At 51.7% G+C, this 21,721-nt stretch carries 17 protein-coding genes; 13 read left to right on the forward strand and 4 right to left on the reverse strand.

What is annotated here, in order from left to right; translation table 11 throughout:
• Window positions 1-3 precede the first annotated feature (3 nt).
• From wsfD to FD09_RS14170, 5 genes are read left to right on the forward strand one after another with little or no spacing between them, the layout of a single operon-like run.
• A complete protein-coding gene (gene wsfD / locus FD09_RS14150; protein WP_057822347.1) occupies window positions 4-1,485 on the forward strand; it encodes a glycan biosynthesis hexose transferase WsfD in 1,482 nt (493 codons plus the stop codon).
• Window positions 1,482-3,041, forward strand: coding sequence for a hypothetical protein (locus FD09_RS14155; protein ID WP_157053850.1), 1,560 nt, complete (start codon window positions 1,482-1,484; stop codon window positions 3,039-3,041). The genes wsfD and FD09_RS14155 overlap by 4 nt, the downstream gene beginning before the upstream one ends.
• A complete protein-coding gene (locus FD09_RS14160; protein ID WP_057822349.1) occupies window positions 3,038-4,291 on the forward strand; it encodes a glycosyltransferase family 2 protein in 1,254 nt (417 codons plus the stop codon). The genes FD09_RS14155 and FD09_RS14160 overlap by 4 nt, the downstream gene beginning before the upstream one ends.
• A gap of 19 nt (window positions 4,292-4,310) precedes the next feature.
• The gene (locus FD09_RS14165; protein ID WP_235812306.1) at window positions 4,311-6,350 is read left to right on the forward strand and encodes a cellulose biosynthesis cyclic di-GMP-binding regulatory protein BcsB; all 2,040 of its coding nucleotides are present in this window, start codon (window positions 4,311-4,313) and stop codon (window positions 6,348-6,350) included.
• On the forward strand, window positions 6,347-7,198 hold the full coding sequence (locus tag FD09_RS14170; RefSeq protein WP_057822351.1) for a nucleotidyl cyclase domain-containing protein: 852 nt from the start codon (window positions 6,347-6,349) through the stop codon (window positions 7,196-7,198). The genes FD09_RS14165 and FD09_RS14170 overlap by 4 nt, the downstream gene beginning before the upstream one ends.
• Window positions 7,199-7,574: 376 nt before the next feature.
• Here FD09_RS14170 and FD09_RS14175 read toward each other — a convergent pair whose 3' ends face one another.
• Window positions 7,575-8,426: an EAL domain-containing protein gene (locus FD09_RS14175; RefSeq protein WP_057822352.1), complete on the reverse strand. Its 852-nt coding sequence runs from the start codon at window positions 8,424-8,426 to the stop codon at window positions 7,575-7,577.
• A 318-nt stretch (window positions 8,427-8,744) separates the two neighbouring features.
• On the opposite strand from FD09_RS14175, the gene kdpA reads away from it, so the two are divergent.
• The 5 genes from kdpA to FD09_RS14200 all read left to right on the forward strand — a co-directional run bounded on the left by kdpA (window position 8,745) and on the right by FD09_RS14200 (window position 16,604).
• Window positions 8,745-10,514, forward strand: coding sequence for a potassium-transporting ATPase subunit KdpA (gene kdpA, locus FD09_RS14180; protein ID WP_057822364.1), 1,770 nt, complete (start codon window positions 8,745-8,747; stop codon window positions 10,512-10,514).
• A gap of 19 nt (window positions 10,515-10,533) precedes the next feature.
• Entirely contained in the window at window positions 10,534-12,609 is a 2,076-nt protein-coding gene (kdpB, locus tag FD09_RS14185) for a potassium-transporting ATPase subunit KdpB (RefSeq protein WP_057822353.1), read from the forward strand.
• A gap of 13 nt (window positions 12,610-12,622) precedes the next feature.
• Window positions 12,623-13,189, forward strand: coding sequence for a potassium-transporting ATPase subunit C (locus FD09_RS14190; protein ID WP_057822354.1), 567 nt, complete (start codon window positions 12,623-12,625; stop codon window positions 13,187-13,189).
• Window positions 13,190-13,281: 92 nt separating this feature from the next.
• The gene (locus FD09_RS14195) at window positions 13,282-15,900 is read left to right on the forward strand and encodes a sensor histidine kinase (protein ID WP_057822355.1); all 2,619 of its coding nucleotides are present in this window, start codon (window positions 13,282-13,284) and stop codon (window positions 15,898-15,900) included.
• A 17-nt stretch (window positions 15,901-15,917) separates the two neighbouring features.
• A complete protein-coding gene (locus FD09_RS14200; protein ID WP_268873299.1) occupies window positions 15,918-16,604 on the forward strand; it encodes a response regulator transcription factor in 687 nt (228 codons plus the stop codon).
• Window positions 16,605-16,661: 57 nt separating this feature from the next.
• Here FD09_RS14200 and FD09_RS14205 read toward each other — a convergent pair whose 3' ends face one another.
• The 3 genes from FD09_RS14205 to FD09_RS14215 form a co-directional block, all read right to left on the reverse strand.
• Complete coding sequence (locus FD09_RS14205; protein WP_057822357.1) at window positions 16,662-17,660, reverse strand: DUF4179 domain-containing protein; 999 nt, start codon at window positions 17,658-17,660, stop codon at window positions 16,662-16,664.
• Window positions 17,657-18,181 (reverse strand): sigma-70 family RNA polymerase sigma factor, encoded by a 525-nt coding sequence (locus FD09_RS14210; RefSeq protein WP_235812309.1) that lies wholly within the window; start codon window positions 18,179-18,181, stop codon window positions 17,657-17,659. The genes FD09_RS14205 and FD09_RS14210 overlap by 4 nt, the downstream gene beginning before the upstream one ends.
• Window positions 18,182-18,278: 97 nt before the next feature.
• Window positions 18,279-19,463: a multidrug effflux MFS transporter gene (locus tag FD09_RS14215; protein WP_057822359.1), complete on the reverse strand. Its 1,185-nt coding sequence runs from the start codon at window positions 19,461-19,463 to the stop codon at window positions 18,279-18,281.
• A gap of 126 nt (window positions 19,464-19,589) precedes the next feature.
• On the opposite strand from FD09_RS14215, the gene FD09_RS14220 reads away from it, so the two are divergent.
• The 3 genes from FD09_RS14220 to FD09_RS14230 all read left to right on the forward strand — a co-directional run bounded on the left by FD09_RS14220 (window position 19,590) and on the right by FD09_RS14230 (window position 21,651).
• Window positions 19,590-19,811 carry a hypothetical protein gene (locus FD09_RS14220; RefSeq protein WP_057822360.1) on the forward strand — a complete coding sequence of 74 codons (222 nt, stop codon included), beginning with the start codon at window positions 19,590-19,592 and terminating at the stop codon, window positions 19,809-19,811.
• A gap of 93 nt (window positions 19,812-19,904) precedes the next feature.
• A complete protein-coding gene (locus FD09_RS14225) occupies window positions 19,905-20,753 on the forward strand; it encodes an NAD(P)H-binding protein (RefSeq protein ID WP_057822361.1) in 849 nt (282 codons plus the stop codon).
• Window positions 20,754-20,895: 142 nt separating this feature from the next.
• Window positions 20,896-21,651 carry a MerR family transcriptional regulator gene (locus FD09_RS14230; RefSeq protein WP_057822362.1) on the forward strand — a complete coding sequence of 252 codons (756 nt, stop codon included), beginning with the start codon at window positions 20,896-20,898 and terminating at the stop codon, window positions 21,649-21,651.
• Window positions 21,652-21,721: the final 70 nt, after the last annotated feature.

Here is a 21,721-nt window from a genome sequence, read left to right on the forward strand (position 1 = left end):
AAAATGAAAGAAAAAATCCAGACGGCGGGCACGCTTTTCCAGCGTCACTGCTCGCCGGCTGCACTGGCCACCGGGGTGGCTGCCCTTATCGTGGGCATTTTACTATTTATCCCACCGATTAACGGGTACGCCGATAATGGGGATTTTTACCGCATGATGTATCACGTCGGGCTGTATCATCGCTTGGACCAGCCGTACATCATGGTCGATCAGATGAATCTGACTTACGGCATTATGCAGCACTTTAATGAGAATACTGCGGCGCTCTTTTCTTCCCAGCCGTTGTTCATTCGCCCAGCGATTTGGTTGAATCAGTTGGTGTTCAGCCAGACGGTGTTCGATATTCGGTTCCAAGCACTGATTTATTATGTGCTTTTTTTAGGCACGCTCTATTTAGTGGTGCGGGCATTGACCACGGGTCGGGCAATACGCCAGTACGTGGTCGCCTTGGTGTGCGTCTTTGTGTTCGCGGATAGCAGCTATACGCTTTACTTTAACTCGCTTTTTGGCGAATCTGTGATGGTCATTACAGGGATGGCTGTGGTGGCGACATTGTTGCTGCTAGCTAAGGCCCGCCCCGGGTTGGAAAAATGGCGGCGGGGCGGCCTGTTACTGCTGTTTACGATCAGCGCGATTGTGCTGATCACCGTGAAACAACAGAATGCACCTTTAGCATTGAGCTATTTGGTCATGGCTCTGGGGTTGTTGCCGCTGATGACTAAACGCGGAAAGTTTGTAGTCGGCGGGAGCATGGCTCTTTTGCTGATGACCGGCGTTGCAACTTATGCTTTGATCACGCCGGAATTTCAAAACATCAATAGTTACCAAAGCATGACCCGCGGTGTTCTGCTACTGGATAAAGATCCGGGTAAGGCGCTCAAAGATAATGGCATCAATCCGCAGTTTGCTTTGCTGCGCAAGTCGACCTATTACCAGAGTTACCAGTCGGTGAATACCCGGAGCCAGTATATGCAAAAGTTTTTTATTAATCGCTTCGATTTCATGTGGATTCTGCGGTTCTACATGTCCCACCCAGAGACCTTTGGCCGGATTTTAGATTTAGCCGCCAAGGATGGCCAGCTCACTCAGGTGAAGGCCGTCAGCAATTACCCAGCCCGCAGCGGCTATCCCAAACAGGCGCAAACCCATTATTTTACGGGTTTTAGCACACTGATGGGAACATTCTTCCCGGCCAAGTTTGCTTTCTATGTACTCTTCGTGGTGGTCTTCATCGGGTTATACGCCGCCGGTGCCTACGTGGGCTTCCGTCGTCACCAACCCTGGCTCATTATGAAATTAGCGATTGTGGCCGGTTTAAGCTCGATCATCATCGGTGTCATGATCATTTCCGTAGTTGGCGATGGAGATGCCGATTTAGCGAAGCATCTATTCATGGTGGCGCAAAGTACCGATTGGCTGTTGCTGATTTTACTTAGCGACATCAATAATAAAACGCTGTTTCACGAACCGAGCGTGAGCCGATGAAGCGATTAGTGTATTGGCTATTTGTCGCTGTTGTTTTGATGTTTTGCCGGACAACGCCCGTGCAAGCCGCGGCGTCCAACCGTGTTTTGCTGGTTTACGATAGTGAAAATCTGAAAGAAAATGGCGAGCAAACAATTGACAGCCTCAGCCGTACTTTGGCCAGTTTAAATATTACGGTGACAGTAGAAAAGTTCAGTACATATCGTGCTGGTGAACTGGCCCGGGGGCATTTTCGAGGCGTGATCACATTGGTGAATTGGCATCAAAGCCGCCTGACCAATCCCCATTTTGAAAAAGACCGGGCGGCCTTTACCGGTAAAAAGCTGCATATTGGTCAAAACCTCACGGCTGCTGAAATGCAGGCCTTGGGCACAGCTGTGACGTTGACTCATCAGCAATACACCTTGGTCGATCCGGCCCAAAATAGTCAGCAGCTGATTCCGTTCACTTCCGATCAGTGGCCGATGTTCCCGGTGGATAAAAACAGTGTGGGTGAGCTAGTGCAGCAAAGCACTGGAAAGCACTATGCGTTTGGCACGATAAACGGGCACCAGGCCTATCTGCCTGCTTATCGCGATACCGGTTTAATGGGTCTGCTCGGTACCCGGCTATTGGCCCAATTTTTTATTGGTCAAGTGACAGCCCAGCCGCCAGTATTGGTCTTGACAGGAATCACCCCGGTTAGTGATCTCAAGTTGTTGAAACAAACGACGCGCTACCTGCATGCTCAGGGCGTGCCCTATGCCTTGAGCGCCACAATGACCGCCGCTAATCCACAGTTGCCGGAGCACGCCGCTTATTTGCGAACCCTGGCCCAGGCACAAGTCGCCGGCGCGTTTATTTTTCTGCAAGTCCCGGAAGTATATGATCCCAGCGCGCAAACGGCAACGATCTTGCAACAGCAGTTGAATGCCCAGTTAGCAGCGGCTGCTCAACAAGGCGTTTTCCCCGGAGCAATCAGCGCGCCAGGGTATTGGATGTTTGACCAGCTGTTCAGTCAGTCACTGCACCAAGCGGATCAAAATCTATTATTGGCCAATCCCACAAACTACGCATTGAACCGATATGCGCCGACAAATGGGTACACGCCGAGCCTGCGAACGTTAATAGCCACACCTTGGACGAATTTCAATGCGGTGAGCGGCAGCCGCCAGTTAACGTTTGCCACCCCCACGGCCTGGACAATCAATTTGCCTACCAGTAAGAAAACATTACAAGCGTTCCGCCAACAGGTGCGCCAGTGGACCGATCAGTCCTGGTGGTCGCTCTCCGCGGATCCAGCGGTGATGACCGTCCGGGCGTCACAAGCCATTACGGTGAGTGCCGGCCAATATACAGTGGCTGGTCGAGCGGTGAATGTGGGGGAACATGTCCAGGTGAAAAAGACAGCCGCCAAGGCCCCGCAAACCGCCAGTCAGGTGAATGCGTTCACCCGGTTTCAAGGGAACATCCTGCTGATTTTTATTATTGTTGCGTTGGTTATTCTGACCATCTTCCTACTTTATGGCCGGCATATTTACCGCAATCAATTCCGTCGAAAGGGGCGCAAGCCGTGAGTGCATTAGATTGGTGTTTACTGGTGGCAATTCTGGCGATCTGGTTGATCTTAATGGTCAATGTCGTCTTGGTGATTGCTGGCTATTTAGAATATGTCCGGCAAATCAAACGACCAGTACCGCAGTTTCCGAAGAAGCCGCCATTCGTGTCGGTCATGGTGCCCGCCCATAACGAGGGGATCGTCATCGTCAAAACGGTCGAGTCGCTCTTACGTTTTGACTACCCCCAAGATCGATATGAAATTATTGTGATCAACGACAACTCCAGTGACAACTCAGCCGCATTATTGGCCAAGCTTCAGCGTCAGCACCCCAGTCGCAACCTGACCGTGGTGAATACAGATGCGGAAAATGGCGGCAAGGGTAAAAGTAATGCGCTAAACATTGGTTTGGCATCTGCTCAGGGCAGTGTGTTGGCGATCTATGACGCCGACAATACCCCGGAGGCCGGCGCGCTGCGCATTTTAGTCAGTGAGTTAATGGCCAACGATGAACTTGGCGCCGTCATCGGCAAGTTTCGCACGCGCAACCGCAATGCCACGCTGTTGACTCGGTTCATCAACATCGAAACCCTGTCCTTCCAGTGGATGGCCCAAGCCGGCCGCCAGCACTTGTTTGGCCTATGTACGATTCCGGGCACCAACTATGTGATTCGCCGCGAGTTGATCGACGAAATTGGCGGTTGGGATGTCCAGGCATTGGCCGAGGATACCGAAATCAGTTTCCATGTGTACTGGCACCAGTTGCGGATCTATTTTCAACCCAAAGCTGTCACCTGGGAACAAGAGCCGCAAACATTGCCTGTCTGGTTTCATCAACGAACGCGCTGGGTGAAGGGGAATATTTACGTTATTTTGAAAAATCTGCGGCTGCTGGGCGATTCCAGTGCCCGTCTGATTCACTTTGACCTGCTATACGATCTGGCCATTTATTTCCTTTTAATGGTTTCCCTGGTGTTATCGGACGTGGTCTTCGTCCTGTCCGTGGCCGGAATCGTGCATTCGAATCTGCAAGGCTTTTCCAATGGGCTCTGGCTGCTGGCCATTATTCTGTTCATCGTCAGCACATACACCACGATTACGACGGAAAAAGGCGAGCGGAACTTCAATAATATTTGGATCATTGTGTTGATGTACATCACGTACAGTCAAATGTGGCTGGCGGTGGCAGTTTATGGGATGGGAGAATATATTCGTGAACAAGTTTTACACAAGCAGGCGCGCTGGTATAAAACACAGCGCTTTGAGTAGGTGGCTTAGTCTTTTTAGTGTGTTGTTGATTCTTTTAGTATGGGGCAAGCGACCGGCCCAAGCCGCCGATTTGACCTATACTCAGCCAATGCAAAATGTGACCCAGTCGCTGACGGGTGACGGAATCACCAGCAACGCGTATTTCGTGCGGGAGGATTACTGGGAGGTGCACCAAGCCAAATTCGTGCTGCACTATCAAGTGAGTCAACTAGCCGATCGCCAATCATCGGATATTACGGTGCTGCTGAACGGCGTGAAATTTTCCTCTTTCCGGCCGCAAAACTCGGCGGGTTTACAGACCCAAACCATCGATATTCCGCTGCGTCTCTTGCAGGGCAGCAATAACTTGCAGTTGATGGGCCAGGTGTTGAATACGGTCGCCGGCCAAACGCAGCGGGTCCAGACCCCCGCCAACTGGCTCACGGTGTATCCAGAATCCAACGTGAATTTTACGTATGCGTTGAAAGCGCCCGATGCGACCATCCGTTCTTTTTACGCCCACTTCAGCGGGCTGGATACCATCAGCAATGGCTTGAGCGGTATTGCCGTGCCGGCAGCACCCCGGAATGCTGAATTAACTGCCGCCACATACGCCCTGGCTGGTTATACCCGGGTAATGACTAATGAACAGGAGCAGGTGCCGATTGCGCCCTTTGGCACAGCAAACTTGGCCAAGCGGACTTATCAGGTGGTGGTGGCCCGCGCGGATCGGCTACCGGCGGTGGTGAAGGATAAAATTAGTACTGCCGACCTGCAAAAAGGGGCGGTGATTCGCACGGTCTATCAAAACGATCATTACTATTTGATCGTGACCGCCAAGACCGATGCATTGCTGATCAAGGCGGCCCGATTTGCGGCTAACCAAGAGCTGATGTCCCAAACAAAAGCAGCCACGAAAATTGTCACCAACACCACGCGTACTTTCAGCAGTTCCCTGCAGGATCATAATGGCCACTATCCATTGACCACCACTGGCACCCAGCTCACGGGGGCAGATCACCAGACGGCCGCCTATTTTGTCCAGTTGCCTATGGATCAGACGAATGCCTCAGGCAGCCAAGTCCGGTTGCGGCTGCGGTATGCACAAAACTTGGACTTTGATCGGTCGCTCGTGACGGTGTACATCAACAATACGCCCATCGGCAGTCGGCGATTGACCAAGGCAGGCGCGAACGGCACCAATATTACCTTGGCTGTACCGGCGAATTTGGCGGTGGGAAATGCCATCAGCGTGCGGGTTGCTTTTGACCTCGACCTGCCCGGCAGTACCGCCAGTAATAATGACCAAACCCCGTGGGCGGCGGTGGATCCGGCATCAGAAATATTTGTGCGGACCAAACCCATGACAGATCAGCTATTCAGCAATTATCCCAGTATGTTTTTACAAAACGATCAATTTAATCAAATTGCGTTGGTCCGCCCGGCAAAAATGACGGAGGCCGACTTTGCGACATTGACTAACATTATCAATTTGCTCGGTAATTTTGCGAAGCGGAATACAGGCTCAGTGGCCTATTATACGGGCAAGCCGGCCGCCAGTGTATTGGCCAACCATAACGTGATTGCGTTTGGCACACCCCGAGCGAATGCCTATATTCGCTCATTACAACCGCAGCTGTATTTCCAGTTCAATAAAAATTTCACGGGTTTTATTTCCAACGAAAAACTGAGCATTGAGGCTGGGTATGGTCGCCGCTTGGGCACTGCCCAGCTACTGCGATCCCTTGTGAATAAGAACAATACGGTGCTCGTGGTGACCGGGGCTACGCCGCAGATGGCTTACTTAGGATCGACCCAGATCAATTTTCAAAAGAATATCGTCAATCATCAAGGCGATCTGATCGCGGTGGATACAGACAATCAAGTCTATGATTATCGGTTCAAGAAACAGGCTAATCCGGTAGCGAAGAAGTCACCGGTCAAGCGGTTGTTGAAACGTTCCAGCCTGGTGATTTTCTTGGCTGTGGCGGGCGTCATGTTGATTATGAGTACTGTCGTCGTGGTGTTTTTACTGCGCAAGTATGGTCATCGTCAAGGAAAGAGGGGTGAACAAAAATGAAAGCACAACAGTTAGGGTTAAAGACAGATCTCTATTTACAGGGCTTTCTGTTCTTGTTTGCGATCACGGCTATCTTCATGGGGATTACCAGCGGACAAATGTTGTTGAATACCATTTATCTTGGTGTGACGCTGCTATTAGTTGTGTTCACCTATTTCTTGGGATTAACTTTTGGTCTGATCACCAACATGGTCTTTATCTTTGCTCAGGGCACGATCATGGTGTATCAAAATGTGCTGCAGGATCAAGCTGTATCCTTGGTGATGGTGTTCTGGCTGGTGATGCCGTTGTTGTTGTCCGTGACTTATCATGGTCTGGCGCAGCGGGCGTTGCAAATGCAGCAAGAAATTTCTCATTTGACGGTCAGCTTGGACCATTACAGCGCCTTTGACAAAGATACCAAATTGCGGACAACGGTCGCTTACTATGAGGATGCCGCCGTATTTCTGGAAACCGGCCGCCGTTTCTCCATTCCCGTCAGTACGATTGCCTTGCGCCTGCGCTATCTTAGCGAGTTGCGCCAACTGTTGACCAAAGAGCAATTTGCGGATTTATTGCGGACGATATCCGCCACCCTGCGCAGTGCCACACGAACGAATGATGTGGTGTATTACATTGATCGGCAAACGCCTACCTGGGCAGTCCTGCTTTATACCAGCAAGGCCGGTGCCCGCATCGCCGCCGACCGGATTCGGACATCCTTTGCAAAACAACTGGCGAACATTCCGGACATGCCAGATGTAGATGTGAGTTTAATTATTGGGATTGCGAGCAGTGTGGACGACGAGATCAAGGACGCCGGAGATTTGATGCATGCGGCGATGAAGGAGACAGAATATGATGTATAGAGAGGGCGGAGCGGACCGGTTAGAGGCTAGGAGATAAGAGCGGGCAGGCAGAAAACCCGGTCTTAGGTTTTATGCCTGCCCGCTCTTATCTCCTAGCCTCTGGTCCGCGCAGCCCGTTTACGTGGAATGAAGAAGGCACAGAAAACCCGGTCTTAGGTTTTATGTCTGCCCTGTCTTGTGCCCTAGCCCCTGGTCGGCGGAGCCCGTTTACGAAAACAACAAATCACGAACTACAACAATTAAGGGACTGGGACAAAAATCTAAGCCCTGATGGATGTAGTGCCAATGCAGAGCAATCGGAGGCTGAAATGGGCCGGAGATTGTGGAGCTTTGGCACGGGCTCATCAGGGAGGATTTTTGTCCCAGTCCCTTTAATCTAATCAATGTGATCCCGGGCATCCGCACTGGCATGCACCGGTCTATCCGATACAATTCTTCTCATCTCAATCGGTTGACCCACCAGGTTGCCCTGCCGGAACTGAATCTTCAACTGACGCGCCAAGGCGGCGTCCTCTTCAGTCTCTACGCCGGTCAGCACCAAATCAATCTGCCGCTCTTTAGCCAACCGATTCCAGAAGCCCAGATTCAAGTCCAACCAAATAGACGGATCATCCTTGCGGAACGCTGCCATAGAGCATTTCAACTCATCTACCACGGGCAAAAGCCACTCGATTTGTTTGAGTGCGCTCAGATCAGAGCCCACATTGTCAATGGCAAACCGGGCCCCTTCGTCTTGGGCGGCCCGGATTTTTTGCAAAAAACGGTATCGCTGCAGTCGATTTGGGATCCGCTCTGACCGATACTCAATCACCAAATATAACGGAGCGATTCGCTGCATCACCCAATCGACAAAGTCTGGAAAATCACGACTCATGATCTGGATATAATACAAATCTATGGCCAAGAAAATTGGTGCTTCTGGCAGTCTTTGAAACGGTACCGCCAGGAGCGATTGAATGTGGGACAAGGCTAGTGTTTCGAGTTGTTGGGGGACTTTCCACTGGCCGTCCGCCCCCCTTTGCCGCAGCAAACACTCATATCCCACGACCCGATTGGCATCATTGACCTGTGGTTGGACAAAGTAACGCAAACCAGGCGCCAATATTTTTTTGAACCGCACTGTTTGTTCTTGCTTGCGGCGGTGAATCGTCCAGAGCCATGCAAAGCCCCCGGCCGATAGCGCGACACATATCAACGATAATAGCCATATCAACTGAGGAAATGCCATGATGTCTGCTTTCTTTCTAGTATTGAAGAAATAGTCCTTTTGTTATTATTTTAGCAAAGTGGTGGGAATTGGCAATGCCTGGAGGAGATTACGGCGTTTTAGCGAGCCATATCAGGATGGTTTCTACTTTGCCTTTTTTACACCGATTTAACACCACCCACCCAAGTTTAACGCCGTTTTTACATCAATCTCGGTATACTGACTTTCAGAAAATGAAATCAGGAGGGTAATCATCATGGTCGAACTCATTGGTCTGATCACCACAATTTTGATGTTGGCCTATCTTTTAAATGTACTTGTGCGAGGTGATAAGAAGTGATCAAGACGATTTTGACGTATGTGCTCTATCTGGGCGTACCGTTTTTACTCGCGATTCCCGTTGGTCATTACATCAGCAAAGTGATGGCCGGTCAAGATAATTGGCTGACCCGCGTCTGGGGGCCAGTGGAGAAGCGGCTGACCCGGTGGTTGCGATTGGATGAAAGAATGAACTGGCAACGGTATGCTTTGGCGGTCGGGGCGTTTTCTGTTCTGAGCTTCGGGGTACTGTGGCTGATTCTGCGGTTTCAAAACCTGTTGCCTGGCAATCCCCAACATTTCGCCGGCTTGTCCTGGTCGTTGGCCTTCAACACGGCGGTATCATTCATCACCAATACGAATTGGCAAAGTTACTCCGGTGAATTAACACTATCGAACTTTTCTCAAGTCTTCGGTCTCACGGTACAAAACTTTGCCAGTGCCGCGGTGGGGATTGCGGTGGTGTATGCATTGATCCGTGGAATAGCGGGACATCAACGGCATGATCTGGGTAATTTTTGGCAGGATATGATCCGGGCCATTCTTTATATTCTTTTGCCATTGAGCACACTATTTGCCGTTTTACTGTTATGGTGCGGGGTGCCGCAAAGCACCTATGGCTTTACCACGGCCACTTTGGCCCAACCAGTCGCGGTCAGTGCCCAAGGCAATGTCATTTTGGGTGCGACGGTCAATCGACAAACTGAAACCGTTAAGGTGGATGGCAAAAAGGTGCCCGGTGCCCGGATCGTCACGAAAGAAACCCTGCCGATTTTTCCCCAGGCCAGCCAAGTGGCGATTAAGCAATTAGGCAGTAACGGCGGCGGAGTGTTAGGGACCAATTCAGCTCATCCGTATGAGAACCCCAATGCCCTCAGTAATTTCATTGAATACTTAGCAATCGTGCTGCTGCCCATGTCATTAGTCTTTGCCTTTGGCCGCAGTCTCGGCCGACCCAAAGAAGGGTGGATGCTCTTCATTGCCATGGGTACCTTGTTTCTCATTGGCATGGTCGTGACTGGCTGGGCAGAACAGCGCGGCGTGCACGTGGCCGGTATCGGCACGATCACCATGGAGGGTAAAGAGGCCCGTCTGGGGGTACCGGCTTCCGCTATCTGGGCAGTGGGTACCACGGCGACCAGCAATGGGGCCGTCAATGCGATGTTGGATAGTTTCTCGCCCTTGGGTGGATTATTACCCATGATGCTCATGCAGTCTGGCGAAGTGGTCTTTGGCGGCGTCGGCTCTGGTCTATACGGCATGTTAGGGTTCGTTCTATTGACAGTCTTTATTGCCAGCTTGATGGTGGGCCGGACGCCCGAATACTTGGGCAAAAAGATTGGCCCAGGAGAAATGCGGATGGCCGTCTTGGCTTGTCTGGCCACGCCGTTATCTATTTTAGTCGGCAGCGGCATTATCGCGGCACTGCCAGTGGTCGCCAAGTCGCTGACGAATACCGGCGCCCATGGTTTCTCGGAATTTCTATACGCCTTCTCATCCGCTGGCGGTAATAACGGATCGGCATTTGCCGGCTTCAATGCGAACACCCCGCTGATGAACATGACGCTGGGGTTAATCATGCTGGCGGCACGCTTCATTCCAATTGTCGCCATGCTGAACATCGGCCAGCGGATGGCAGAACAGAAGCTCACCGCAGAAACCGCTGGGACATTGAAAACCACCAATGCCACCTTTGTCGTTTTACTGTTGATCGTGGTTTTAATTATCGGGGTGCTGAGCTTCTTCCCAGCACTTTCCCTGGGTCCCATTGTGGACGCATTAACCCATTAGGAAGGGAGTATTCACGAGAATGGCTCAAAAAGAAGCATCTAAAAAAGAGAAGTTGTTGACTGGTGCCAATATGTGGAGTGCCGTGCGTAAATTGAATTTTAACGATGAGCGCAATAACCCGGTCATGTTTTTGGTTTATATTTCTGCCGCGATGACGACATTGCTGTTTGTCCTGTCCCTGTTCGGCATCTCCGATCACATTGTGACCAGCGGCTTTATCATCACCGTCGCGATTATTTTGTGGATCACGTGCTGGTTCTCTAACTTGGCAGAAGCGACCGCAGAAGGTCGGGGCAAAGCCCAAGCAGCGACCCTGAAGGCCTCCCGCAAGGATGTCACGGCCCACAAGTTAGCTGATCCAGACCAGCCTGAGCAGTATACCGATGTCGCCGGTCCGACCCTGAACAAGGGGGACTATTTCCTTGTCAAAGCGAATGAGCAAATTCCCGCTGACGGCGAGGTCGTGGGCGGCGCCGCTTCCGTTGACGAAAGTGCCATCACCGGTGAATCGGCACCGGTGATCCGGGAAGCGGGCGGTGACCGATCCGCAGTCACTGGCGGGACCACCGTGCTGTCTGACACCTTGGTGGTCAAGGTGACTCAGGAAAAGGGTCATAGCTTCATGGATAAGATGATCGGCATGGTGGAGGGCGCGAATCGCCAAAAAACACCGAATGAAATTGCGTTGGAAATTTTACTGGTGGCGTTATCGATTATCTTTGTATTAGTGACTGCGTCGCTTTTCACCTATTCCAAGTTTTCGGCCCAATTAATGGGGCAGCATAATCCCATTTCCATCGTGTGGTTGATTGCTCTGTTCGTTTGTCTGGCCCCCACCACGATTGGGGCCTTGCTGTCCGCGATTGGGATTGCTGGGATGAGCCGACTTAACGCCGCCAATGTCTTGGCGATGAGCGGCCGCGCCATCGAAGCTGCCGGAGATGTGGATGTCTTACTATTGGATAAAACGGGGACGATCACGTTTGGCAATCGCCGGGCCAGCGAGTTTATTCCTGTGGCGGGGCATACCGCCGAAGAAGTGGCTGATGCGGCTCAATTGGCTTCCTTGGCTGATGAGACACCAGAAGGCCGCTCGATCGTGGTCTTAGCGAAGAAACAGTTCAATATCCGGGGGCGGGAAGTCGGTCATCACCAATATCACTTTGTCCCCTTTACCGCCCAAACCAAGATGAGCGGGGTAGATTATCAAGGTATTGAGATTCGCAAAGGCGCCGCGGAAAACATCCAAAATTATGTCGAACAGCATGACCATGTCTATTCTGATGAATGTAAAAATGCTGTAGAAAAAATTGCTCGGCAAGGTGGAACACCATTGGTTGTCACCAAAGATTACAATGTTTTAGGCGTCATTGCGTTGAAGGACATTATCAAACCTGGCGTCAAGGAAAAGTTTGCGGATCTGCGAAAAATGGGCATTCAAACCATTATGATCACCGGCGACAACCCCGTCACAGCGGCTGCGATTGCGGCTGAAGCGGGGGTCGACGACTTTCTTTCCCAAGCCACGCCGGAAAGCAAAATGGAAACCATCCATCAATACCAGGCTAAAGGGCACTTGGTCGCAATGACTGGGGATGGCACCAACGATGCGCCCGCACTGGCCCAGGCCGATGTCGCCGTGGCCATGAATTCAGGTACCCAGGCCGCCAAGGAAGCCGGGAACATGGTTGATCTGGATTCGTCACCGACCAAGTTGATTGATATTGTCCGGATTGGCAAGCAATTACTGATGACTCGGGGCAGCCTGACGACGTTCTCGATCGCCAATGATATTTCTAAATATTTCGCGATTATTCCGGCCATCTTCATGAATCTCTATCCACCGTTGCGGGTACTGAATATCATGGGTCTGTCCAGTTCGACCAGTGCCATTTTATCTGCCTTGATTTTCAACGCTTTGATCATTGTGGCTTTGATCCCACTGGCTTTGAACGGAGTCAAATACCGCGAGATTCCCGCGGCTCAATTGCTGAAGCATAATCTGTGGTTGTATGGCGTGGGCGGATTGATCGTGCCTTTCATTGGGATTAAATTAATTGATCTGATTATCACGCCGCTTTTGGCATTATTATAGGGGGTTGAACAACATGAAAACATGGTTACGGGCAGGCCGGCTGCTGCTAGGGTGCATGGTCTTAGTGGGACTTTACACAGCCGTGATTACCGGGATCGGGCAAACCTTCTTTTCCCAACAGGCCAATGGTAGTGTGACCACCGTCAAGGGCAAGGTCACTGGCTCGACCTTGATTGCCCAACCAGAAACCGGTGATGGTGATCTGTGGGGCCGGGCCATGGCGGTGAGCGGAACCGGCAATACGCTGCAGGCTGGGCCTACCAATTTGAGCCCGGCCAGTACCGCTTATCGCCAGCGGACACAGGCCTTGGCAAAAACGATCCAAGCGCGCAACCCAGATGCCCGCGGCGTCATTCCACAGGAGTTGATCACGACTTCCGGTAGTGGCGTGGATCCAGATATTAGTTTGGCAGCGGCGCTGTGGCAGGCTCCGCGCATTGCCAAGGCCCGTCAGTTGACGGTCAAACAGGTTCAACGGATCATTAGCCAGCAAGCCACACCAGCTTGGACCGGTGTTTTCGGTGCCCAAACAGTGAACGTGGCTCAAGTTAATCGGGCATTAGCCAAAACAAATGCGTGATGGATCAAGACAGTAAGGGCGCGTGGAGATATCTGCCGTTCCTGCTGTCTTTGTGCTATGGTGAGAATATCAATCAATGGAGTGGAAAACGAATGGATGATACACAACCAACACCAACTTCAGTGAAGAAGCGGGGACAATTAAAGATATTCTTCGGATACGCTGCCGGTGTGGGCAAGACGTATCAAATGCTTGAAGAAGCCCATCAATTGCAGGATCGCGGCATTGATGTCGTGGTGGGTTATGTGGAACCCTTGGCCCGGCCGGAAACACTGGCACTGGTGCAGGGCCTGGAGCGACTACCGCAGACCCGGCAATATAAGGGGATGACCGTTAACGAGTTTGATCTGCCAGCCGCTTTGGCCCGGCACCCCCAGGTTTTGCTGGTGGATGAATTGGCCCACACCAACACGGATCAGACGCTGCACCAGAAACGCTATCAAGATGTGGAGGAACTGCTCACTGCGGGTATTTCGGTATACACCACCATGAATGTTCAGCATCTGGAAAGTCTGAATGATATTGTCGAAGGCTTTACCCACATTCATGTGCGGGAAAAAGTACCGGATGATTTCTTTGATCAGGCCGATGCAATCAAACTGGTGGATCTAGACCCCCAAGACCTATTAGAACGACTCAAGATGGGTAAGATTTATCGACCGGCAATGGCGAAAGAAGCCATGCAGCACTTTTTCACTCTGAAGACCCTAACGTCATTGCGGGAAATTGCATTGCGGCGGATGACCATGCGGTTGGCGACCCGCAAGGAAACCACCACCGAGAATCTATTGGTCTGCTTCTCAGGGTCTGATACCAGTAAAACGGTGTTACGGTCAGCCATGCAGCTGGCCCACGCCTTTTCGGGCAATATCACCGCACTGTATATTTCACGGCATATGGCCGGTGAGAAACCATCGGCGCCAGTCATGGAGAATATTAAGCTCGCCGAGAAACTGGGCATGCACGTCACGGTATTGTATGGTGACCAGCGGGCCGAGCTGATTGCGGAATATGCCAAAAATAATCACATCTCCAAGTTGATTCTTGGGGCCGGCAGCATGTCACTGTTTAATCGATTGCGCTATCGGGGCAGTATCGTGGATCAACTGAACCAGAGTTTGCCGGATGTGGATAAGTATGTGATTCCGCATCTGCGGCCAAAGCATCGGCGTAAACGGTGGCAATGGCCCCAAGTTTATTGGCAGGATGCCGTGCGGACAGTGGCTATTTTAGCCGTCTGTACTGGGGTGGGAATGGCGATGTCATTGTTCCACATCGCTGTTGAGAATATTATTTTGATTTACATCCTTGGCGTGATGTTTAGTGCCTTGGTCACCGTTGGCCGGATCGCCAGTACGGCGGCCGCCATCGTCGCGGTGGCACTATTTAATTATTTCTTCACGGCACCGTATGGTTCACTGGCCAGCAGCCCAGATAATCTGCTCACCTTTGCCATTATGGCCGTGGTTGGTCTGGTCAGCGGTTCTTGGACTACCCGCTTACGGCGGCAAGCGGCCAATGAAGCTCAACAGGCGCAACGTACGCAACTCCTTTTGAATGCTAGCCATGAGTTAGAGAAAGCACAAGATTTGGCGGACATTTTCGTGATTATTGGTACCCATATCCAGCGTTTGGTGAACCGGGATGTCTTTGTGTATCCGCGCCAAGCGGGCAAACTGGGTGTGCCTTTTCAATTACCCGAGGCATCCACCGACCCTTTGGCGCCTTACTTTAATGCCAACGAACGGGCGGTGGCGGCATGGTCCTTAAAAAACAATCAAGAAGCCGGCTGGCACACGGACACGCTGCCTCGCTCTGCTGGCCTGTATATCCCGATTGGCGGTACCAGTGCACAATTGCCGGTGGCTGTGTTAGGGATTGCGATGCAGGGCACGGCCACCATTGATTTTTATACCCGGAATTTGTTAACGTCCATCATTGACACCAGCGTATTGGCGATTCAGCGGGTGCAAGAGGCCAACGAAAAGAAGCGGGTGGCGGAATTGATGCATCAGGAAACGACGCGGGCTAATTTATTGCGCGGAATTTCTCACGATTTGCGGACGCCTTTGACGACGATTTCAGGAAATGCCGATATGCTCGTGCATCAAAGCGACCGGTTGCGGCCAGACCAACTCCACGGTTTGTATCAATCTATTTACAATGACGCCGTCTGGTTGACGGGGATGGTGGAGAATCTATTGGCGATGACTCGCTTTACAGAGAGTAAAATCACTATCCAGCGGGAACCGGAACTGGTCACTGATATTGTGGGTGAAGCGCTGGCCCATGTGAATCCGCGGGCTACGCAGCATGTGCTCAAGACTGATGTCAGTGATGATTTATTGATGGTCGATACCGATGCGCAACTCATTGTGCAGGTGTTGATCAACATTGTGAATAATGCGATTCAATATACACCTGCCGGTTCACACATCACCGTGACTGCCCGCAGTGAACGACAGCATGTGTTATTCACCATTGAGAATGACGGCCCGCACATTCCGGCGGATGAACAGAAACGATTATTTGATCTTTTCTATAGCAAGCATCAAGAAACTAATCAGCGCCACGGCATGGGTATTGGGTTGGCCTTATGTCGAACGATCATCCAGGCCGCCGGCGGCAAGATTGGCGTGCACAACATCGAACCGCGCGGAGTGGCATTCTATTTCACGTTACCACGCTATCAGCAGAAAAAAGGTGAGTAGCCATCAAACAGCATAAGATTTTACTCGTAGAAGATGATACCGAAGTCGGTAAGTTGGTCCAAATGGCTTTGACGGCTAACGATTATGGTAACGAATGGGCCCATAATGGCAGTCAGGCCGAAACATTGATCAATAGTTATCGCCCTGAAGTAATTTTGCTGGATCTTGGTCTGCCAGATATCGACGGCACCGTCATCATTCAGCAAGTCCGGGAGAAAAGTGTCACACCGATTATTGTTATTTCGGCCCGGGGTGAAGAAAGCGACAAGATTAATGCCTTGGATCTGGGGGCGGATGATTACCTAATCAAGCCCTTCTCAGTGGATGAACTATTGGCACGGATTCGGGTGGCCCTGCGGCGGAATCGGTATTTGCGGCAAACGACGGACCAACAACCCAGTGCGACTTATGAGAATGGGCCGTTGCGGATCAATTATGATACCCGGACGGTGACGCTGGGGGGTGAGGTCATCCATCTCACGGCCATCGAATATCAATTATTGGCTGAGTTTTCCCATAATGCGAACAAGGTTTTGACCCACCACTATCTGCTCACTAAAATTTGGGGCGAAGAGAGCACATCGGATACGTCGTCTCTGCGGGTGGCCGTGGCCACATTGCGGCGCAAGATTGAACCGACGGCCAGCTCGCTGCACTTTATTCAAACCTATATCGGCGTGGGGTACCGGCTGGTGCAACAATGAGATCAGAAGAACCCAAAAAAGGAAAAGCACGCGTTGGCTTTTCTTTTTTGGTAACACCTATTGAATTGGCACGGTGACATTGTATTTCTTGTCATTCACGCTGCCGCTGATATTGAGTTGTTTCGTATTCTTCGGGAGTTGTTTGATGCGGTAGCCGACAATCGGATTCTGTTGACCATCGTGCGTGTCGTTTTGGTAAATGGGGGTCGCATTCAGCAGACGTTCTTCGTTGTCTGCGGCGGCCTTGATCGAGAGGACACTGACGTCCGTATCTTTGTCTGCCAAGGTGAGATTCATCGTCAATAGGGCGGTGCCGCCAGAGTAACGGGTGTATTGCGTGAGCGCTAATTTGGTTTGGTATGGCAGCTGCGCGGTGCCTCTGATGGCGGTGTTGACGGCGCGGCTAGGCGTTAACTTGAGATTGAATTTCCACGGGCCCGGATGACCGACGAAGCGGCTGATGGTGATGGGTAGCGTGACAGGCTTCCGACTATCGACGGCGTCTAATTGACCGAAGAACGAAAAACGGTAGGTATCCTGATTAATCGCGCGGACATCCATCGCTGTTTGCTCGAAGCTCGCAGGGGCTGATTTAGCCAGCTGTAAGTTAAACCATTCGTTTTTTCGGGCTTTGATGCCGGTCGCAGTGCCGGTGACGCCGACGGTTTGGCCTTCCAAATAGGCTGAGTCTAATTTAATGGTGACCCCGTTGACAGTGGACTGGCCAGTGACATGTTGACCGCCACCGTTGTTTTCCACCACCACACTGAGGCGGTCTGGATCGGTGAAGCGCGCAAAGAACTGTCCGACCACGGGTGCTTTAGCAAACACTTCGTTCATCGCGGGGTTGAAGATGCCGCCGAGAGTCAGCAAGAATAGGGCGGCGACTGCCGTGAGTACCCCGATTTGCCAAGGGCGGATGCGGCGTTGGTGGGGAGCCGGGGTGATTTGAGCGAGGGTGTTTTGAATGGTGGCGCGGGTCTGGGCCACATCTGTGGGTGACGGGGTGTTAACCCGATCGACAAAATCATGGAATTTTTGATCATCTGGTGTCATAAGTAGTCCTCTCCTAACCAATCGCGCAGGGCTTGACGGCCGCGGCGCAAATTTGATTTAACGGTGTTGGCGGGGTTGTCTTGCAGAGCGCTGATTTCCTTGATCGACAGGCCATGGTAATAAAACATCATCAGCGTCAGCGCATGGGCCTGGTTGATTTCCCGCAAGCCGGCCAGCAGGTCCATTTTTTCCTCGGTGGTCAATTGACCCGTGTCCGCCGGCGGTTCTGGCAGGTGCTCTTGGGCGTAAATCTCGTGGGCTTTTACTTTGTAACGGGCATAACACTGGCGAATCAAGATCCGGGTGATCCAAGTACGCCAATGGCGGGGCTGTTTGAGTTGCGGCAAAGCCTGGAACGCCGCCAGCGTCGCCGCACTGATGGCGTCTTGGACATCGTGGGCATCGGCCAGGTACAGATAAGCGGTGCGGGTCAGGTACTCGGCCATATCGGTCATTAGTGTCGCAAAGGCATCTGGATCACCGCGCTGGGCCCGGCGAATTAACCGATGTTGCGTCAACATATCCACGGCCGTCCCCTCCTTTCTCTTATTAGTGGTGGATTGGTCGGAAAGGTTGCACAAAAATACCCGGATTTAAAATCTATCCGGGCAGGCATGACTATTGTGATTTCTGATGGGTGAGTCCGATCAGCAAAATGAAGGCGACCCATTCACACAGCATGATCAGCATTACCATGGGCAGGCTGCTGTGGGTGCCGAAAAGGCCCACGACGGGCGACATGAGTCCGCCAATGGCATTCATCCCGAGGCCGAGCAGGGCACTGGCGGCACCGGCGTGGCGGGCCTCATTCCCCAAGGCAAGGGTGGTGGCCGTGGTGTTGACCGCACCGACCAGCGAAATAATGATCACCAAACCAGCGGCCAGGAGTATCCCGCTGGGCCATTGATGGATGGCGAATAAGAGCAAGGTGCTGGCCAAAGCGGCGGCTAGGATACTACCTCTGAGAATCCGATCACCATTTCGATCCGTTAAATTACGGGCCGCCAATTGTGTGGCGACGATCATCCCGGCACCATTGACGGCGTAAATGATGCTGAACAATTGGGGTGAAAAGTGAAAGACAGTTTCGAAGGCAAAGGCTGATCCGGAAATATACACATAAAGGGCGCCATACACAAAACCTTGGCTGAGCATATAGCCCATGAAAGGCCGGTCTTTCAGCAAGCCAGACATCTGGGTAAAGGCGGCAAATCCAGTGGTGGTGCGCTTTTCATTAGGCAGTGTTTCGGGCAGGCCGAACAATGTCCACAGAAACAGGACGAGTCCGGTGACCCCTAAAATCACAAAAACGCCGCGCCAATCGGTGAAGTTCAAGACAGCCCCGCCGAGCAGGGGTGCAATAATCGGAAAGATACCATTGATGGACATCAAAATTCCTAGGAAGCGGCCCAGTTGCGGTCCGCTAAACAGATCGCGGGCCACTGCGCGGGACAACACTTGTCCCGCGGAGCCGCCGATACCTTGAAATAAGCGGAGAATAATTAATGGCCAGATGCTGGTGGTGAACGGAATAAGGAAACTGGTAAGGGTAAAAAGGGCCACACCAGCGAGCAGCGGCAGCTTTCTTCCCCAGCGATCACTTAGCGGACCGACAATAATTTGGCCAGCGGCGAGACCGAAGATACAGCTGGTGATGGTCAATTGGCCCGCCGCGCTGGTGGTGTGCAACTGACTGGCGACTTCGGGCAGAGCAGGCAGGTACATATCCATGGATAATGGCCCAAAAGCACTGAGCACCCCTAACAAAATTGTGCGGGCAGGATGACGAGGACGGGAAGACATAGCGTTTTTCCTTTCTGACGATGAATTCGACTCCATCATTATAACAGTCGGTGTCAGGAAACACGCCGATAAGGTAAAATGGGACTAGCACATGGGTGGACCATGCGAAAGGGAGAAATCATTATTATGAATACACCGAAAAATAATCCAAAAAAAGAGCGCCCTGCGGCGACAGTCACTGTTGTCTTCACCCTGGTGTTTGTCGCCGGGATGCTGCTGACGATTCAGGCGGCCAAGTGGCTGAGCTTGGATAAAAACGTCACATTGATTGTGGAAGTGATTGCGTTATTGGTATTTGCCGTGGCCGCCAACTTTATCAGCAAGTGGTTTGGCAAAAAGTTTCTCTAATCGATTGATCGGCGAAACTTCTACGACCCTAAAAACCGCGTCATGCGGTAGAATGATCACTCAATCAGAAGTTTGAGAAAATGAGGCATTGCGATGACCACATATGCAGTAACAGGCGTCACTGGCCGGTTTGGCCGGGTGGCTGTAAAGACATTGGCAGAATTAGTGCCCGCTGAAAATATCGTCGCGTTGGCCCGGAATACGGAGAAGGCCGCCGAGATTGTGCCGGCCGGGGTGACCGTGCGGCCAGGTGATTATGCCCAACCCGAGGCATTGGCGGCATCATTACAGGGTGTGGATCGATTATTATTTGTGTCATCCATTCCTAGTCGGGTCCTGCCGCGGATTCAGCAACATCAGAATATCATCAATGCCGCCAAGCAGGCTGGTGTATCATATATTGCCTACACCAGTTTCCCGCACGCCGATACCGCGACAGTGCCGTTGGCCAAAGACCACCGGGAGACTGAACAGGCGATCAGTGCTGCTGGTTTGGCGCATTCGTTTTTGCGAAATAATTGGTATTTAGAAAACGAAGCTGATTTCCTGCGCGCAGGTGCCGCGGGCGAACCGTTCGTCTATTCGGCCGGTGAGGGCAAGGCTGGTTATGCCCTGGAACGGGAATATGCCGAAGCCGCTGCACGGGTTTTAGCGGCTATGGATCCCAAAGAAATCTATGAATTTGCTGGGGCGGCGCGGACTTATCGGGAACTGGCTGAGGCTGTTCCCGGACAGTTTCCGATTCTCGCCGTGACGGACGATGAATTTACTGATCGTCTCGTCAAAGCCGGCATGAATCCTCGGTTGGCACAGTTTATGACAGCGACTCAAGCGATGATTCGCGCGGGGGTGTTGGCTGAAGATACAACGGACTTATCGGATGTCCTGGGCCGACCGCTGACACCGTTGGCGGAGGCCATTCAGGAAGTTTTGCGAAAATAAATGAAAATGTGCGGGAGCCTAAAGCATCGACTGATGTTTTGGGTTTTTTTTGCAGTGGTGCAAAAAAGTTTCAGTTTTGTCTTGACCTTGCCGTAACGGCAACCCGTAGTCTATTCAGTGAGCAGGAAAGGAAGGCGATTCGATGGCTTATACAATTCAACAGCTGGCCGCTTTAGCCGGCGTCAGTACACGCACATTGCGGTATTACGACACGATTGGGCTGTTGCCGGCACAGCGTAATTCAACGAACGATTATCGGGAATATACCACAGTGCAAGTCGACCGATTACAACGGATTCTTTTTCTCCGGCTTTTCGGCGTGCCTCTGGCGACGATTCAGAAAATTTTGGATGCGCCGCTGGCTACACAGCAAGCCGCATTACTGGATCAACGCCAGCGGATTCTGGCAGAACGGGATCGTCTGGACCACTTGCTCACAACGCTAGATAAAACACTCAAACGAGGAGGTAATCATATGTCGGATACAGAAAAGTTTGCGGCATTCAAAGAAAAACAGATCAAGGAAAACGATGTGCAATTCGGTTCCGAGATTCGGGAAAAGTATGGAGAAGAAAAAGTGAGTGCGGCCAATAAGCAGTACGCAGGATTAAGCGAGGCAGATTACAATGCGATGCAGGACACGGAAAGCAAGATGCTGACCCTGCTCAAGGCGGTGATCCAAAGCGGCCAGATCGATTCACCAGAGGCACAGCAGGTATTTTCTTTGCATAAAGCGTGGTTGCAGTTCACGTGGCCGACCTATTCGACGGAAGCCCACAAAGGATTGGCACAAATGTACACAGCTGATCCGCGGTTTGGCCAGTATTATGCTGCCAAGACCGGCAGTGATAAGGCTGCTTCAGTATTGGCGGCCATTATTGAGAAGTACGCGGTATAATCCGGACGTAATTGAATCAAAAAGATCGTTCCACCGATACCGATTTTGAAGTGCAACAAAAAAGTTAGAC

This window comes from Schleiferilactobacillus perolens DSM 12744 (assembly GCF_001435585.1).
Taxonomy (GTDB): Bacteria; Bacillota; Bacilli; order Lactobacillales; family Lactobacillaceae; genus Schleiferilactobacillus; species Schleiferilactobacillus perolens.

Coding starts and splice junctions, on each gene's coding strand:
- wsfD (WP_057822347.1), top strand. CDS start 4: ATGAAAGAAAAAATCCAGACGGCGGGCACGCTTTTCCAGCGTCACTGC.
- FD09_RS14175 (WP_057822352.1), bottom strand. CDS start 8,426: ATGGCATTTCCTCAGTTGATATGGCTATTATCGTTGATATGTGTCGCG.
- FD09_RS14190 (WP_057822354.1), top strand. CDS start 12,623: ATGAAAACATGGTTACGGGCAGGCCGGCTGCTGCTAGGGTGCATGGTC.
- FD09_RS14230 (WP_057822362.1), top strand. CDS start 20,896: ATGGCTTATACAATTCAACAGCTGGCCGCTTTAGCCGGCGTCAGTACA.
- FD09_RS14210 (WP_235812309.1), bottom strand. CDS start 18,181: ATGTTGACGCAACATCGGTTAATTCGCCGGGCCCAGCGCGGTGATCCA.
- FD09_RS14205 (WP_057822357.1), bottom strand. CDS start 17,660: ATGACACCAGATGATCAAAAATTCCATGATTTTGTCGATCGGGTTAAC.
- kdpB (WP_057822353.1), top strand. CDS start 10,534: ATGGCTCAAAAAGAAGCATCTAAAAAAGAGAAGTTGTTGACTGGTGCC.
- FD09_RS14225 (WP_057822361.1), top strand. CDS start 19,905: ATGACCACATATGCAGTAACAGGCGTCACTGGCCGGTTTGGCCGGGTG.
- FD09_RS14155 (WP_157053850.1), top strand. CDS start 1,482: ATGAAGCGATTAGTGTATTGGCTATTTGTCGCTGTTGTTTTGATGTTT.
- FD09_RS14170 (WP_057822351.1), top strand. CDS start 6,347: ATGAAAGCACAACAGTTAGGGTTAAAGACAGATCTCTATTTACAGGGC.
- FD09_RS14195 (WP_057822355.1), top strand. CDS start 13,282: ATGGATGATACACAACCAACACCAACTTCAGTGAAGAAGCGGGGACAA.
- FD09_RS14215 (WP_057822359.1), bottom strand. CDS start 19,463: ATGTCTTCCCGTCCTCGTCATCCTGCCCGCACAATTTTGTTAGGGGTG.
- FD09_RS14220 (WP_057822360.1), top strand. CDS start 19,590: ATGAATACACCGAAAAATAATCCAAAAAAAGAGCGCCCTGCGGCGACA.